The organism is Stenotrophomonas maltophilia (assembly GCF_002799245.1).
GTDB classification, from domain to species: domain Bacteria; phylum Pseudomonadota; class Gammaproteobacteria; order Xanthomonadales; family Xanthomonadaceae; genus Stenotrophomonas; species Stenotrophomonas maltophilia_S.
In genome coordinates this window covers 150,868-166,532 of sequence record NZ_NEQV01000008.1, presented here as the reverse complement: position 1 = coordinate 166,532, position 15,665 = coordinate 150,868, and the positions used below count along the sequence as shown (strand labels likewise).

At 66.8% G+C, this 15,665-nt stretch carries 13 protein-coding genes; 6 read left to right on the top strand and 7 right to left on the bottom strand.

Annotation, left to right across the window (positions count from 1 at the left end):
• Positions 1-131 precede the first annotated feature (131 nt).
• A complete protein-coding gene (locus tag B9Y64_RS20500; RefSeq protein WP_100442211.1) occupies positions 132-1,430 on the bottom strand; it encodes a sensor histidine kinase in 1,299 nt (432 codons plus the stop codon).
• Positions 1,431-1,462: 32 nt separating this feature from the next.
• A complete protein-coding gene (locus tag B9Y64_RS20495) occupies positions 1,463-2,170 on the bottom strand; it encodes a response regulator transcription factor (protein WP_100442210.1) in 708 nt (235 codons plus the stop codon).
• Positions 2,171-2,276: 106 nt separating this feature from the next.
• On the opposite strand from B9Y64_RS20495, the gene B9Y64_RS20490 reads away from it, so the two are divergent.
• Positions 2,277-3,206: a pepsin/retropepsin-like aspartic protease family protein gene (locus B9Y64_RS20490; protein WP_238379950.1), complete on the top strand. Its 930-nt coding sequence runs from the start codon at positions 2,277-2,279 to the stop codon at positions 3,204-3,206.
• A gap of 70 nt (positions 3,207-3,276) precedes the next feature.
• A complete protein-coding gene (locus B9Y64_RS20485) occupies positions 3,277-4,440 on the top strand; it encodes a serine hydrolase domain-containing protein (protein ID WP_100442209.1) in 1,164 nt (387 codons plus the stop codon).
• Between the two features lie 73 nt (positions 4,441-4,513).
• Here B9Y64_RS20485 and B9Y64_RS20480 read toward each other — a convergent pair whose 3' ends face one another.
• From B9Y64_RS20480 to B9Y64_RS20460, 5 genes are all read right to left on the bottom strand, one after another.
• Positions 4,514-5,125, bottom strand: coding sequence for a DUF6445 family protein (locus B9Y64_RS20480; RefSeq protein ID WP_100442220.1), 612 nt, complete (start codon positions 5,123-5,125; stop codon positions 4,514-4,516).
• A gap of 75 nt (positions 5,126-5,200) precedes the next feature.
• Positions 5,201-6,595, bottom strand: coding sequence for an XVIPCD domain-containing protein (locus B9Y64_RS20475; RefSeq protein WP_157804549.1), 1,395 nt, complete (start codon positions 6,593-6,595; stop codon positions 5,201-5,203).
• A gap of 139 nt (positions 6,596-6,734) precedes the next feature.
• Entirely contained in the window at positions 6,735-7,598 is an 864-nt protein-coding gene (locus B9Y64_RS20470; protein WP_238379949.1) for a hypothetical protein, read from the bottom strand.
• Positions 7,599-7,815: 217 nt separating this feature from the next.
• Positions 7,816-9,465 (bottom strand): chaperonin GroEL, encoded by a 1,650-nt coding sequence (groL, locus tag B9Y64_RS20465; protein WP_075676061.1) that lies wholly within the window; start codon positions 9,463-9,465, stop codon positions 7,816-7,818.
• Between the two features lie 81 nt (positions 9,466-9,546).
• Positions 9,547-9,834: a co-chaperone GroES gene (locus B9Y64_RS20460; protein ID WP_006396661.1), complete on the bottom strand. Its 288-nt coding sequence runs from the start codon at positions 9,832-9,834 to the stop codon at positions 9,547-9,549.
• A gap of 358 nt (positions 9,835-10,192) precedes the next feature.
• Here B9Y64_RS20460 and B9Y64_RS20455 point away from each other — a divergent pair, with 358 nt between their 5' ends.
• The 4 genes from B9Y64_RS20455 (at position 10,193) to B9Y64_RS20440 (ending at position 15,328) form a co-directional block, all read left to right on the top strand.
• Positions 10,193-11,983, top strand: coding sequence for an endonuclease (locus B9Y64_RS20455; protein WP_100442206.1), 1,791 nt, complete (start codon positions 10,193-10,195; stop codon positions 11,981-11,983).
• 68 nt (positions 11,984-12,051) lie between these two features.
• Complete coding sequence (gene cutA / locus B9Y64_RS20450) at positions 12,052-12,390, top strand: divalent-cation tolerance protein CutA (protein WP_010481118.1); 339 nt, start codon at positions 12,052-12,054, stop codon at positions 12,388-12,390.
• Positions 12,387-14,768, top strand: coding sequence for a protein-disulfide reductase DsbD family protein (locus B9Y64_RS20445; RefSeq protein WP_100442205.1), 2,382 nt, complete (start codon positions 12,387-12,389; stop codon positions 14,766-14,768). Before cutA ends, B9Y64_RS20445 begins: the two co-directional genes overlap by 4 nt.
• A complete protein-coding gene (locus tag B9Y64_RS20440) occupies positions 14,765-15,328 on the top strand; it encodes a TlpA family protein disulfide reductase (RefSeq protein WP_100442204.1) in 564 nt (187 codons plus the stop codon). The genes B9Y64_RS20445 and B9Y64_RS20440 overlap by 4 nt, the downstream gene beginning before the upstream one ends.
• Positions 15,329-15,665: the final 337 nt, after the last annotated feature.

The following is a 15,665-nucleotide window of genomic DNA, read 5'->3' as shown; positions in this document are numbered from 1 at the left end:
CCCATGCACACAACTATATATGAAATTCTCAACAGTGCAAGAACCATTGAAAAACAGAAAGCCCCGTAAAAACGGGGCTCTCCGTGGATCTATATCACCACTCTCGATCTAGTATTCGCTAGAACGGGATATCAGCAAGCCGGACCCAACAGCAGGCGTGCAATCAGCCCCCCTCCGTCGTGCTGCAGCAGCAGGAGCTCGCCCCCGTGCCGCCGTGCGACGTTGGCCGCCACCGCCAGGCCCAGGCCGGTGCCACCGGTGGCGCGGCTGCGCGATCCCTCGCTGCGCTGGAAGGGTTGCAGCAGGCGTGCACGGTCGGCCTCGGGGATGCCCGGGCCGCGGTCGATCACATCCAGCTGCATGCGATCGCCCACCCTGGCGGCGCGCAGGTGCACGGCACCCGCATAGCGATCGGCGTTGTCGACAAGGTTGTCGATCGCCCGTTGCAACAGCAGTGCATCGCCCTGCCAGGGTAGTGTGTCCGGTGCGTCGATGGTGATCTCGACGCCGCGCAGCAGTGCACTCTGCACGCATTCTTCCAGCAAGGCGGCCAGGTCCAGCGGCCGCAGTTGCAGTGGTTGCAGTTCGCCGCGTGCGTAGTCGAGGACCTGCTCGATCATCGTATCCATGCGTTCGATGTCGGCCACCATCCGCGCGGCCTGTGCCGGCGGTGCGAACTCCGCACGCAGGCGCAGTCCGGTCAAGGGCGTGCGCAGATCATGCGCTACTGCGGCCAGCATGCGCGTCATGTCCTGGGCCTGTTCGCGCAGGCGCTCACGTCCGGTACTGATCGCGGCGGCCAGTATCTGAACTTCCCGTGGGCCGTCGTCCGGCAACGGCGTGCCATCCTGCAGCTCGACCCGTGCACTGGCCTCGGCCAGCCGCCGCAGCGGCTGTCCCAGGCGGATCGACGCCAAGGCGGCAAGCGGTGCCAACAGTACGGTCCCCGCTACCAGTGCCAGCACAACCTGCCGGCGCCACGCGGCCAGATCGCTGTGGTCGCTGCCGACCACCTGCCATCGGCCATCGGCCTGCCGCACCGCCAGTTCGAAGGGTGACCACTGCATCTCGGTCAGCACGGACACCTGCGCCTGCAAGGCGTCCGACCGTGCATTGCCATCAAGCTCCATGCCGCCTTCAATGATCTTCACGTCAGGCGCTTTGTCACGGCCACTCCAGACCAGTTGCACGCGTTCCAGCGGCAGGCCCATCTGCGATGCAACCAGCCGGGTGAGCCAGTCGTTGCTGCTGCCCTGGGGGGGTGAGGCGCGGGTTTCGAGATGCAGTCCCAGAGGCGTGGCGGACCGCTCGCCGCGAAGGACCTGCATGGCCTGGTCCAGCCGCATGGGGGGCGGCGCAGGTCGTGGCATCCAGCCGACCACGGCCATGCTGACCAGGGTCGCCAGCAGCAGGCTGGCCAGGGCCAGCATCGCGATCCAGCGTGCAGTGGACCATCGTGCCCTCACAGCACCTGCACCTCAGCGTCGAAGCGATAGCCTTCGCCGCGCAACGTCTGCACCAGCGCCTCCGCACCGGGAACCGCCCCGCCCAGCTTGCGGCGCAGCCGGCTGATCGCCAGATCGACGGCGCGGTCGACGCTCTCGCTGTCCTCACCGCGGGTCATCGACAGCAGCTGCTCCCGCGCCAGCACCCGCCCTGCGCGCTCGGTGAGCGCCAGCAGAAGGACGAACTCGCCCCGGCTGAGCGCCAGTTCGCTGCCATCAGGCGCAAGCAGGCGGCGCTGCTCGGGAAACAATCGCCAGCCGCAGAAGCGCAGCTCGCTGGCCACCTGGGCGCGCAGCTTGTCCTGCCGGCGCAGCAGTGCACGCACCCGCGCCAGCAGTTCACGCGGATCGAAAGGTTTGGCCAGATAGTCATCGGCCCCCATTTCCAGGCCGATCACGCGGTCCGGTGCGGTCCCCATCGCCGACAGCATCAGGATCGGGATGGCCCGCGCCTGCAGCCGGCGGCACACCGACAGGCCATCCTCACCGGGCATCATCCAGTCCAGGATGATGGCGTCCGGACGCTCGCTCTGCAGCAGCACATCCAACGCTGCAGCGTCGGTGGCCACACGCACCTGGTAGCCGTGCAGCAGCAGGCAGTCGGCGATGGCATCGCGGATGCTGGCGTCGTCATCGACAACGATGACCCGGGCAGGAGTGTTCATGCGGCCAGTATCCTGCAGGCGTGTATCAGGACGGTATCAACGCCGATATTGCCGGGATACGCCGATGCGTACCAATGGACCTCCACTTCCACCCTGGAGATCCAACGTGCGCCTGACCGTTCTGCCCCTGCTTGCCGCCGCATTCCCTGCGCCGGCCGCCAGCTCACCTGAATACGTGTTGCCGATGTGGATGCAGGGCAACCACCCATCAGTGACGGTTTCGCTTGACGACCGTGCCGAACCGCTGCGCTTCGTGGTCGACAGCGCGGCTGGGGCCACCCTCGTCGATGGTCGGGTGGCCCGCCGCTATGGCCTGGAGGATGCCCGGTCCGCCGCCACGCATGCCCAGGGCGCCAGCGCCGGCAACGCCCCGCTGCAGCGCATGCACACGACCTCATGGCAGATCGGCGGATGGCGGCTTAGCGTCAGCGGCATGCAGGCCGATCTTTCCAACCTGCAGAAGGACGACGAGCCCTCGATTGACGGCCTGATCGGCAACGACCTGACCGGCCGCTGGGATACCCGCTGGGACTTCGGCCGCGGTGAGCTGGCACTGTGGAAGCCCGGAGCACTCGACGTCGATGGCCCCGGCTGCCAGGCCAATGCACTGCCCAAACGCAGCCGGGGCCTGGAACGCTTCGGCTTCATCACCGTGAAGCTGGGCGACACGGGGCCGGAAGCCATCGCCGTGGTCGACACCGGCGCCGCGCAGACCGTGCTCAATGACCAGGCGGCGCGCGCACTGGGGCTGCGCACCGACGGCAGCGATGGACGAGTGCGCGTGCGCGAGAAGGGCACCGAGGGCCTGGGTGGCAAGCCGCAGGCGACCTGGCTGTACACCCTGCCCGGCATGACCGGCAGCGGTTGGCAGCACCCGGCGATGGAAGTGCGGATCAGCGAACTGCCGGTGTTCAAAGCCATCGGCCTGGAGCAGCGCCCGGCGCTGATCCTCGGTGCCGACGCCATGCGCGGCAGCCAGGTGGACATCAGCGCGGGGGCGGCACGGATCTGCCTGCGCCAGCCAGTGGCCACCTGACCCCGGCGGGCCATGACGCGGACGGCGGGCTGGCGTAGCATCGCGCCACGTCCCGCCAGGAGTTCCACGCATGCGCCGTGCTGCCCTGATGTTGCTGACGCTGTTCCCGCTGGCCGCACTGGCCGCACCTGCTCCGCTGCCTTCGCCGGCCCGCATCGATGCCGAGGCTCAGCGGCTGATGAAAGCCGCCCATGTGCGCGGCATGGCGCTGGCGGTGATCGATGGCGGCAAGGTGGTGCATGTGGCTGCCTACGGCGAACGCAATGCCGCAGGCGAGCCGCTGCGCACCGACACCGTGATGTATGCCGCGTCATTGACCAAGATGGCGTTCGGCCACCTGGTCGCACAGCTGGCGCAGGACCACAGGATCGATCTGGATGCCAGCATCGCCACCGCGCTGGACAAGCCGCTGCCGGACTATCCACCGGAACCGAAGAAGTACGCTGACTACAGCGTGCTGGCCGGCGATCCACGCTGGCGCCAGCTCACGCCGCGCCTGCTGCTCAACCACGCCAGCGGCTTTGCCAACTTCGGCTTCCTCGAACCCGATGGCCGGTTGAGGTTCCACTTCAACCCGGGAAGCCGCTACGCGTACTCCGGCGACGGGCTGATCCTGCTGCAGTTCGTGATCGAACGTGGCCGGCTGGGCCAGGACGTGGGTGCACTGATGCAGCAGCGGGTGTTCGATCGCTTCGGCATGACCCGCACCAGCATGATGTGGCGCGCGGATTTCGCCGGCAACCTGGCCGATGGCTGGACTGCCGAAGGCAGTACGGAGCCGCACGATCAGCGCAGCCGCGTGCGGGCGGCGGGTTCGATGGACACCACCATTGCCGACATGGCCCGCTTCGCCGCGGGTTATGTGCGCGGCGATGGTCTATCCACTTCAATGCGCAAGGACCTGGTGCGGCCACAACTGCCGATCACCACCGCCAGCCAGTTCCCGACCCTGCAGCCCGAGCTGCCCGTGGCGCAGCAGCGCAGAGATCTGGCGGCGGGCCTGGGCGTGGTGGCCTTCAGTGGCCCGCAGGGCGCAGGCTTCTACAAGGGCGGCCACGACGATGCGGTGGGCAACACGCTGGTGTGCGTGGAGCGGCACAGGCGCTGCGTGGTGATCCTGGGCAATGATGTGCGGGCAGAGGCCACGTTCCCGGCACTGGTGGCGTTCGTGCTGGGCGAAACCGGCGTGCCGTGGCAATGGGAGTACGGCGCGGCGAAGGCATTCGTCGAATGAGGGTGCGATGACGCCTGCGTGGTGAGCACGGCCGGATGCAAGCATCCACGCATGGCGTGGATGGCTGCCCCGCTCAGCGCGCCTGCTCGAAGAACATCAGGTACACCAGCCTGCCATTGTCCGGGCGGTCACCGAACGCCGGCCCGGCGGTATGCCAGAACCAGGGCCGCAGCAGCACCAGCCGGTTGAAGCGCATCGGGATGCGCATGGTCATTTCCCACTGGCTGTCGTCGTTGCTGTCGCGCTCGATGATGTCGCGGTGCATGTCGCCGCCGTTGGCATAGCCCAGGGCGGCCAGCTCCGCCGCATCCAGCGCCATGCGCTCGGTGCCGGTACGGCGATGGCGGAAGAACTCGGTGCCGCCCTCGCAGTGTTCCGGTGCACTCAGGTAGAGGATGCCCGACCAGTGCGAGTGGTCGGCATGTACCTTGGCGCGGCCGGTATCGCCGGCCAGGGTCAGGCGGAACTTGCCATGCGACTGCAGCGGGTTGACCGGCCGCAGCGGTTCGTTGACCAGCCGCGAGACCGCGCCGGACAGTCCATCCAGATCCAGCCGCTGCTGCGAATTGCGGCCGGGGAACGCGCCCTCCTGCACGGGATAGGTCAGGCCCAGCGCCGCCTGGCGCAACCCCTGCGCATCGGCGGGAGAAAGGAAGTCGTCAACGACGATGAACGAGGTAGGCATGGTCACCGAGCGTAGCGATGCGCTGGCGCGGCGGCAACCATGCGGGGCCGGCCCGCGCCATGCTGGCCACCCTGCTCAGGCGTGCAGGGCCACGGCGCTGTGCGCCTGTTGTGGCTGCTGTTCCTGGCTGCGCTGCAGGGCCTGTTCCTGCGCCTGTTGCTGATCACTCACGGCCAGCTGCCGGAACGACTGTTCCGGCGGCGTGGCGACCGCCTGCGCAGTGGGCATATGCGCACGCAGGTGGGCAGGGTTGGAGGGCTCACCCTGCACCACGAACACATTCTGGCCCGGCTGCAGGCCGGGGGCCGGCCCGCTCAACAACACATGATCGACCCGCTCCAGCCCCTTGCCCGCCGCCAGCGCGGTCAGGCTGGCGGCCATGCATTCGCTGTGCCGGTCCCACGGCTTGGCCACCTGGGCGTCCAGGCCCTGCACACCGGCAGCACACTGGCGGTACAGGCCATTGCGTGGGTGCTGCGCTGAGGTGGGGTCGAACTGCCCGGCCATCTGGCGCCCGGCATCCATCGGCAACGGCGCTGCATCGCTCAGCACCTCCGGGCTCTTCATGATCGGCCGGTGCCGGCAGGGGTCTTCGGGATGGAACTGCTGCCGCAGCTCCTCGCGCAGCTGGCGGGTGGCGCGTGCATCTTCCAGATCGCGCAGCCGTTGCGGATCGGTGACCGGCCGGGCTCCCGCCGGAACCAAGCCCACGGGCACGGCAGCCGGGATCGGCCCCAGCGGCGCCTTCACCGGCATCTTTACTTCCTGCTGCCAGCTGCTGCCATCGTGCACATGCATCTGCCCGTGCAACAGCACCCGGTCGGGGTCCAGGTTGTTCACCGGCTCGACGCCATGCGGCAGGCGCGCGGCCGCCAGATCGGCCAGATAGCCTTGCGGGTTGTCGATATGCTCGCGGTACCTGGCCACCAGCGCCGTGGTTTCCGCACCCCGGTTGAGGCCCAGGTTGCGATTGTCCAGCAGCATCTTCCAGACGGCTTCGGCTTCTGGCTCACCGCCATATGCACGCGCAGCCACGATGAGTTTATACGGCGTCCAGCCGGAAGGATCGATGCCCCGGCTGCTGAAAGTGGGATCGTGGGAAGCCTGGACATCTTCAACGGGTAGATTCAAGGCGAGATCGGGCCTTTTACCGCGGAAGTGCCTTTCGCGCAGCACGAAGTCCGCCCGCATAAGGTCCACACCAAATGCCTGCCAGTCACTCTCTCCCATCCGGATGCGATTGGCACGGGCCTGGCGATCAGCAAAGCTGTTCGCCGTCGCACCTGGCACGTTGTCGTTTCGAACCACGCCCAGGGCGAGCAGGGCATACCCATCACTACCCTCCCTTTGTGCGAGGTAATTGAAGTAGAGCTCGCGATTCTGGCTCTTAGCGTAGAACGCAAGGATATCCAGATCCCGCTGATCAAGTCCCGATCTGATCATTGACATACATCCCTTCTGGATGACCAACACAATGTGCGTTCGCATCGTTGGAGCTGATGCGAGTGTCGAGCCTCCAGTCTGATAGATGCCGCTGAATGCAGGCAAGGCTGATTACGCCAGGAATGTACGCAATCAAAAGCATCAACAACATCGCTCCAGCGGCGTGCTACGGCTTTGCCCTGCGCGTGTCCCGAACATGCTCAACGAACACAGTGCGCGCACGCTCCGCGATCTGCTTCCAGTGCTGCATCCCCTCGCGAGGGTACCTGACACCGACAAGCGTACTCATGTCCTCGATCATGAAATCCTGCGTGCACTCCGCAAAGCCGAGCACATGCTTCTTGACCATCTTTCCATCACGGTACTCGACGCCCGATTCGGCAACCTCCCTGGGCGTGCACTTGATGATCTGGTCGATCGCACCGGAGGCATCGCGCGAAACAAACCAATCGGCGTGCCATGGCACCGGCTTCATCACGGGCGCGTCTGCGCGATATCCCTTGGCCTGGTAGTAGGCCCGGACCCTTCCCATATCGACGTAGTAGGGTTCGAGGCCGTGGATGATGCCTCCCTTGATGCGCCCCTCCAGCGATGCTGATGGGTCATCACGCTCGTAGTCCAGCGGTGTGTAGAGATTGCGCAACGCCCGCCGCACATCGATCCGGTCGATGTACGCGTAACTGACACTCACCGTTCGCACGGACACGTCGGCACTGAGATTCATCCGCTCGCCCGGCTTGAACGGTTGCAGCGAGGGATACTCCAGCGCCAGGCGGAAGCTCCCGTCATGCTGCGGGCCCATCTGGGTGCTGTAGTAGTTCTGTGGCAGTTCCAGCAGATACGGGCCAACACAGGCCTGCTTGAGCGGCGCAGAGTTGGCATACGGATCCTGCGGCCCGATGCTGCGCTGTCGCGTGCAGCCCTGCTCGTTGGTCTGTGTTGGCGACATGTTGCGTGGTGTCTCGCTCTGCGCACAGGCAGCCAACGGCAGCACCAACGGGAATACAAATGCAGGTCGGAACAGGGGCATGACCATCCTTGTGACCGGAATCAATCCGCAGCGTGGGTTCACCACGCTGCCAGCCTGATGCAGAACCCGGCCAGCAGGCAAGGCCGATAGCGTCGGGCCTGGCTTCCCGGCGGACGCGGGAAGCGCGCAACGAAAAACCCCGCCTTGCGGCGGGGTTCTTCTTTACATCGGGACGGCGTGCCGACCAAGGTCGGCAACTACCGCCGGGGGCGTGGACTTAGAAGTCCATGCCGCCCATGCCACCCATGCCGCCCATGCCACCAGCGCCACCCATGGCCGGCTCGTCCTTCTTCGGAGCTTCGGCAACCATGGCTTCGGTGGTGATCATCAGGCCAGCGATCGAGGCGGCGTTCTGCAGGGCCGAACGGGTCACCTTGGTCGGGTCCAGGATGCCGAACTGCAGCATGTCGCCGAACTCACCGGTGGCGGCGTTGTAGCCGAAGCTGCCGGTGCCTTCCTTGACCTTGTTGATGATGACCGACGGCTCTTCACCGGCGTTGGCGACGATCTCGCGCAGCGGGGCTTCCATCGCGCGCAGAGCGATCTGGATGCCGTGGTTCTGGTCTTCGTTGGCGCCCTTCAGGCCGGCCAGCGCGGTGACCGCACGGACCAGGGCAACGCCGCCGCCCGGGACCACGCCTTCTTCAACGGCTGCACGGGTAGCGTGCAGGGCGTCGTCGACGCGATCCTTCTTTTCCTTCATTTCGATTTCGGTCGAAGCGCCGACCTTGATCACGGCAACGCCGCCGGCCAGCTTGGCCACGCGTTCCTGCAGCTTCTCGCGATCGTAATCGGAGGAGGTGTCCTGGATCTGGGTCTTGATCTGGCCGACGCGTGCATCGACGGCAGCCTTGTCACCCACGCCATCGATGATGGTGGTGTTTTCCTTGGAAACCTGCACCTTCTTGGCGCGGCCCAGGTCCTTGATGGTGGCCTTTTCCAGCGACAGGCCAACTTCTTCGGAGATCACGGTGCCGCCGGTCAGCACGGCCATGTCTTCCAGCATCGCCTTGCGACGGTCGCCGAAGCCCGGAGCCTTGACGGCCACGACCTTGACGATGCCACGGATGGTGTTGACCACCAGGGTCGCCAGCGCTTCGCCTTCGACTTCCTCGGCGACGATCAGCAGCGGCTTGCCGGCCTTGGCGACGCCTTCCAGCACCGGCAGCAGGTCACGGACGTTGGAGATCTTCTTGTCGTGCAGCAGGATGAACGGGTCATCCAGGTCAGCGGTCTGCGACTGCTGGTTGTTGATGAAGTACGGGGACAGGTAGCCGCGGTCGAACTGCATGCCCTTGACCACGTCCAGCTCGTTGTCCAGGCCCGAGCCTTCCTCAACGGTGATCACGCCTTCCTTGCCGACTTCCTTCATCGCGTCAGCGATGATCTGGCCGATCGACTCGTCCGAGTTGGCCGAGATGGTACCGACCTGGGCAATCGCCTTGTCGTCGGCGGTCGGCTTGGAGATGCTCTTCAGTTCGGCAACGGCGGCCACGACGGCCTTGTCGATGCCGCGCTTCAGATCCATCGGGTTCATGCCGGCGGCAACTGCCTTGGCACCTTCGCGGATCAGGGCCTGGGCCAGCACGGTGGCGGTGGTGGTGCCGTCGCCGGCGTCGTCGTTGGTGCGCGAGGCAACTTCCTTCACCATCTGCGCGCCCATGTTCTCGAACTTGTCAGCCAGTTCGATTTCCTTGGCGACGGAGACGCCGTCCTTGGTGATGGTCGGAGCGCCGAAGCTCTTTTCCAGCACGACGTTGCGGCCCTTCGGGCCCAGGGTGGCCTTGACGGCATTGGCGAGAACGTTGACGCCGCGCACCATGCGCGAACGGGCGTCTTCACCGAAACGGATATCCTTGGCAGCCATTGCATTTACCTCATTGGTAGCGCCGGACGATGCCCGGCGGCTGGGATTTGGGGATCAGGTTGAAACAGGTCGCGCCGGGGCTCAGCCGATGACGGCGAGCACGTCGTCTTCGCGCAGGACCTTGTACTCGACGCCTTCGCTCTTGTACGAGCTGCCGGCGTACTGGCCGTAGATGACCTTGTCGCCGACCTTCAGCGACGGAGCGCGCACGCTGCCGTTGTCCAGCGGCTTGCCCGGGCCGACGGCCACGACTTCACCCTTGGTGGACTTTTCCTTGGCCGAATCCGGAATGACGATGCCACCGGCGGAGATTTCGTCGGCTTCGATCGGCTTGACCACAACGCGGTCGTGCAGCGGCTTGATGCTCATGAGAGACCTCTTAAGTTATTGATTGGTCTGAAAAAGTCTGGCGATGTTAGCACTCACCCCAGGTGACTGCCAGCATTGCTCGCGAAAAAGCCCGATGAATCGGGAGCAGGACAGAGATGGAGCTGCCACCGGACCTTTCAAGGCCGGTCGAGGAAAAATTTTTGCCGCCGGGGACAACGCGGATCCCCGCCCTGCGTGAAGGCATGCGTGCCGGTGCAACGCGACAACTCCGGGTCCCAAACCCTCGACATTTGGTGACTCCCGTCGCACTGTCAGATATCTGACGTTCATTTACGACAAAGTGTCACTGGATCGGCCTTAGGCTCGGCCGCGCATTCCCAATCACAAGGAGTAGTCGATGCGATTGCTGTCCCCGCTTGCCGCCGCCTGCCTGCTGGCCCTGGCCGCTGCGCCGGCCCAGGCCGAGGTCTTCATCAATGAACTGCACTACGACGACAGCACCGCCGCCGGTGACGTCGGCGAAGCGATCGAGGTCGTGGCCACCGCCGGTGAGGACCTGTCCGGCTACCGCCTGTACCTGTACAACGGGGCCAACGCCTCGGCGGCCGTGGTCTACGCCAACAATCCGGTCCCGGCCGGTACCGCTGCCGGCTGCGGCAGCGCGACCATCGCCGTAGTCAACTACCCAACCAACGGCATCCAGAACGGCCCGAACGACGGCATCGCCCTGGTCGATGCCAGCGGCAAGGTGGTCCAGTTCCTCAGCTACGAGGGCGCCATCACCGCCGCCGGCGGCCCTGCCGCCGGCATGACCAGCCAGAACATCCCGGTGGCCGAGACCAACAGCACGGCGCCGGGCACCTCACTGCAGCTGACCGGCAGCGGCAGCCAGTACGCCCACTTCACCTGGGCCGAATCGGCCAGGCAGACCTTTGGCAGCTGCAACAACGGCCAGACCTTCAGCGGTGGCGGCACCCCGGGCCCGAACACGCCGCCGTCGGTATCCACCACCACCCCGGCGCAGGGCAGCAGCACCTTCCCGGCCGCCGCCGACCTGGAAGTGGTGTTCAGCGAGACGGTGAACCTGGCCAGTGGCGCCTTCGCCCTGAGCTGCGGCACCTCCGGCAGCGTGCCGCTGACTTTCCCGGCCAGCGGCCGCAGCGTGAAGCTGTCCACCAACACCGCGCTGGTGGCCGGCGAAGCCTGCCGCTTCGACATCCGCGCCGCGCGCATCACCGACCTGCAGGGCGCGCATCCGGCCGCCGACAGCCGTATCGCCTTCACCGTGGCCAGCACCGGCGGCAATCCGGACCCGGGCAACCCGGGCGTGCCGGCCGGCTACTACTCCAGGGTCAACACCAGCAGCCCCAGCCAGCTGCGCTGCTCGCTGCACGCCACCATCAAGGGCCATACCGCCTACCCCTACAGTGGCTCGGGCACCAGCACCTGGACCATCCTGGAAATCGCCGACGAGGACCCGAACAATTCCGGCAGGATCCTCGACGCGTATCGCAACCGCAGCTACGCCAAGGTGACCGATCGCGCCGGCAGCGGCAGTGGCCTGAAGTACAACCGCGAGCACACCTGGCCGAACTCGCTGGGCTTTGCCACCACCACCGGTGACAAGGGCCTGCCATACGCGCCGTACACCGACACCCACATGCTGTACCTGACCGACGCGCAGTGGAACGCCGACCGCGGCAACAAGCCGTTCGGCAAGTGCGACGCCAACTGTGGCGAGCGCGCCACCGAGGCCAACAACGGCCAGGGTGGCGGCAGCGGCGGCTATCCGGGCAACTCCAACTGGGTGCGCACGCCGGACGGCAACACCGGCACGTTCGAGGTGTGGGGCAAGCGCAAGGGCGACATGGCGCGTGCGGTGATGTACATGGCGATCCGCTACGAAGGCGGCAAGGATGCGGCCACCGGCCAGTCCGAGCCGGACCTGGAGCTGACCGACGACCGCAGCAAGATCGTCAAGACCAGCAGCTCGCCGGCCTACATGGGCCTGCTGTCGACCCTGATCGACTGGCACCTGTCCGATCCGCCGGATGATGCCGAGCGTGCGCGCAATGACGTGGTCTACAGCTTCCAGGGCAACCGCAACCCGTTCATCGACCACCCCGAGTGGGCAACCCCGGCCCTGTTCACCTCGGCCAAGCCGGCCACCTGCCAGCTGGCCAACTGACCGCGCAACGCAGCGGTCCATTGCCGCCGCCGGGCCCTGACCCGGCGGCGGCCCTATACTCGACGGTCATGTCGACCGTCGATCCCGTCCTGCTGCTGTTGACCACCTGCCCGGACCGGGCCAGTGCCGAGCGCATCGCGCACGCGTTGGTCGGCGAGCGCCTGGCAGCGTGCGTGACCCGCCTCGATGGCGCGCAGTCGACCTACCGCTGGCAGGGCGAGGTGACCACCGACGCCGAGCTGCAGCTGCTGGTGAAAACCACCGCGAGCCGCGTCGATGACGCAATTGCCCGGATCGTCGAACTGCATCCGTATGAACTCCCGGAGTGCATCGCGGTCGAAACCCGGGCCGGCCTGCCGGCGTATCTGGACTGGATCCGGGCACAGACCCGGGAGGACACTGATTGAAGACTCTGTTTGCGCGCGGCGCCGCCTTGTGCGCCCTGTTGTGGCTCTCGCTGCCGGCCTTCGCGCTGGATGAGAAGGACCTGTTGCCGGTGGACCAGGCGTTCGCGCTGACCGCCAGTGCCCCCGAACGGGGCCAGGTGCAACTGCAGTTCAAGATCGCGCCGGGCTATTACCTCTATCGCCACCGCACCAGCGTCAAGGCCGACCCGGCCTTCAACGCCGGCACGCTGCAGATGCCCAAGGGCGACAAGCACCACGACGATTTCTTCGGCGAGGTCGAGACCTATCGCGAGCGCCTGCAGGCCACCCTGCCCGGCACGCCGACCGAGGCCGCCGGCACCATCAGCGTGGAAGTGCGTTACCAGGGCTGCGCCGATGCCGGTGTCTGCTATCCGCCGCAGAAGCGCGTGGTGCAGGTCACCCTGCCGGGCGCCGGTGCGGCGTCCGCGGCGCCTGCCGCGCGTACCGGTGCGGCGAGCCCGTTCAACAACCCGCTGGCCGGTGCCGGCAACAGCGGTGGCCTGCGCCTGCCGGGCGCGGCCAACAACAGCCAGGCACTGCCGCTGCCGTCGGAACAGGCGTTCGGCTTCGATGCCATCGCCAGCGACGGCAACACCCTGCTGCTGCGCTTCAGCCCGGCACCCGGCTATTACCTGTATCGCGACCGCACCTCGCTGAAGCTGGAAGGCAGCGCCGGCGTGCTGGCCGACAAGCCGCGCTGGCCGGCCGCGCAGTCGCATCGCGACGAGCACTTCGGCGATGTCTCGGTGTACTTCAACCAGGTGGAAGTGCCGCTGCCGCTGCGCCGCACCGTCACTGATGCGGTCGACAGCACGCTGGTGGTGACCTTCCAGGGCTGCCAGACCGATGGCATCTGCTACCCGCCGATGACCCGCCGGGTGAAGCTGTCGATTCCAGCCGGCAGGATCAGCGCCAGCGCCAGCCAGGCGCCAGTGCGCGACGAAGTGATCAACCCGCTGCGCGCTGCCGCCGCGCCGCGTGCCTCCGCCGACGGCGCACCGCTGCGCCTGCTGCCGACCGTGCCCAACAACGGCGCTGCCGCCCCGGCCACGGCCGGAAGTGAAGGTGCAGGCAATGAGTTCGCCGCCGACGCGCGGGGTGACAACGCGCTGCGCACGCGCCCGCCGGCGAGCACTCCGAACCCGGACCGTTCGTTCGTCTGGGTGCTTCTGCTGGCGTTGGCCGGTGGCCTGGTGCTGAACCTGATGCCCTGCGTGCTGCCGATCCTGTCGCTGAAGGTGCTGAGCCTGGCCCAGAGTGGCGAAAGCCCTGAGCGGGCGCGCAGCCACGCACTCTGGTACACGCTGGGCGTGCTGGTGGCGTTCGCGGTGATCGGCGCGCTGATGGTGGGCCTGCGTGCGATCGGCAACGCCGTCGGCATCGGCTTCCAGCTGCAGCACCCGGGCGTGGTGGCGGCGCTGGCGTACATCATGTTTGCGGTGGGCCTGAGCCTGTCCGGCGTGTTCACCCTCGGCGGTGGCATCGGCAACCTCGGCCAGTCGCTGGCCAGCCGCAGCGGCCCGGCCGGTGATTTCTTCACCGGTGCGCTGGCCTGCCTGGTCGGCAGTGCCTGTGTCGGCCCGTTCATGGGCGGCGCGATCGCCTACGCGTTCATTGCCCCGCCGCTGAAGGCGATGACCGTGTTCCTGTTCCTCGGCCTGGGGCTGGCACTGCCGTTCCTGCTGATCGGCTTCGTGCCGGCGCTGGCACGCCGCCTGCCCAAGCCCGGCCCGTGGATGGAAACGCTCAAGCATGTGCTGGCCTTCCCGATGTATGCCACCGCGCTGTGGCTGCTGTGGGTGCTGGGCAAGCAGCGCGGCGTGGACGGCATGGCGCTGGTGCTGGGTGGCCTGCTGCTGCTCGCCTTCGGCCTGTGGCTGTTCGAGCGCAACCGCTGGACCGGCTCGCGCGCGGTGACCCTGCTCGGCGTGCTGCTGGCAATCGGTGCGCTGGTTCCTGCCTGGGGCGTGACCCAGCTGGCACCGCCCGCGCGGGCCGCACAGGCCGCCAGCGAGAACGTCGTCGAGTATTCACCGCAGTTGCTGGACCGCCTGCGCGCCGACAACCGCGTGGTGTTCGTCAACATGACCGCCGACTGGTGCGTGAGCTGCAAGGCCAATGAACGTGCCGTGCTGTCGCGGCCGGAGTTCAAGGAACTGCTCAAGCGCACCAACGCGGTGTACATGCGTGGTGACTACACCAATGTCGACCCGCAGATCACCACGTTCCTGGAAGAGCACAAGGCCGTGGGCGTGCCGCTGTACGTGGTGTACGGCCCCGGCGCGCCACCAACCGTGCTGCCGACCCTGCTGACCCAGGCGGTGGTCGAGGAAGCGCTGCTGCGCACCGCACGATGAAGTGGCAACGGCCAGCGCTGCTGTGGACAGCGGTGCTGGCCGCCGGCCTGGGCCTGTGGGCCGGGCATCGATTGGCTCCGGCGCCGGTGGCGCCTGAGGCCGTGCCAGCGGCGCCTGCTGTCGCGGCTGCGCCGCCGGCCCTGCAGGTCGGCGACGGCCTGCCCGCATTGTCGCTGCCCGATCTTGAAGGCCAGCCCCTGGACCTGCGCCAGCGCTTCGCCGGCCGCCCGTTGCTGATCAATGTCTGGGCCAGCTGGTGCGCGCCCTGCGTGGAGGAAATGCCCGAATTGGCGCGTTTCGCACACGTGCAGGGCGAGGACGGTGTGCAGGTGCTGGGCCTGGCGCTGGATACCCCGGAAGACGTGCGCCGCTTCTTGCAGCAGGTGCCGGTGGATTACCCGATCGTGATCGAGACACCGGGGCCGCGCGACGCGAGCGTGCAGCTGGGCAATGCGCAGGGCCTGTTGCCCTACAGCGTGCTGTTCGATGCACAGGGGCGCATGCTGAAAACGAAGCTGGGACCGTTCGCCCACGGCGAGATCGAGAGCTGGGTGAAGTGAGGGTGCGGCAGGGTTGCACCCTGCACCCGCGGTAGTGCCGGCCGCTGGCCGGCAACCTCGGAAGCAACGGCCGAAGCAACAGCAACAGCGGGCATTCCGTGGGTTGGCGGGGCTGACACCCCGCACTCCGACACCGCCCCACCTCTGACAGATTCCGATGGCTGTTGGTAGATGTCGACCTTGGTCGACACACCTATCAGATATCGAATGAAATTCCGGGGTCAGATCCGTTTTCCGCAGGAAAATGGATCTGACCCCAAGAGTATTTCCGACAGATCGTAGGAAACTGTCGAAGGCGGGGTGGGTCCGGTCGAGGGGGCGTGAGCCGCATGAATGC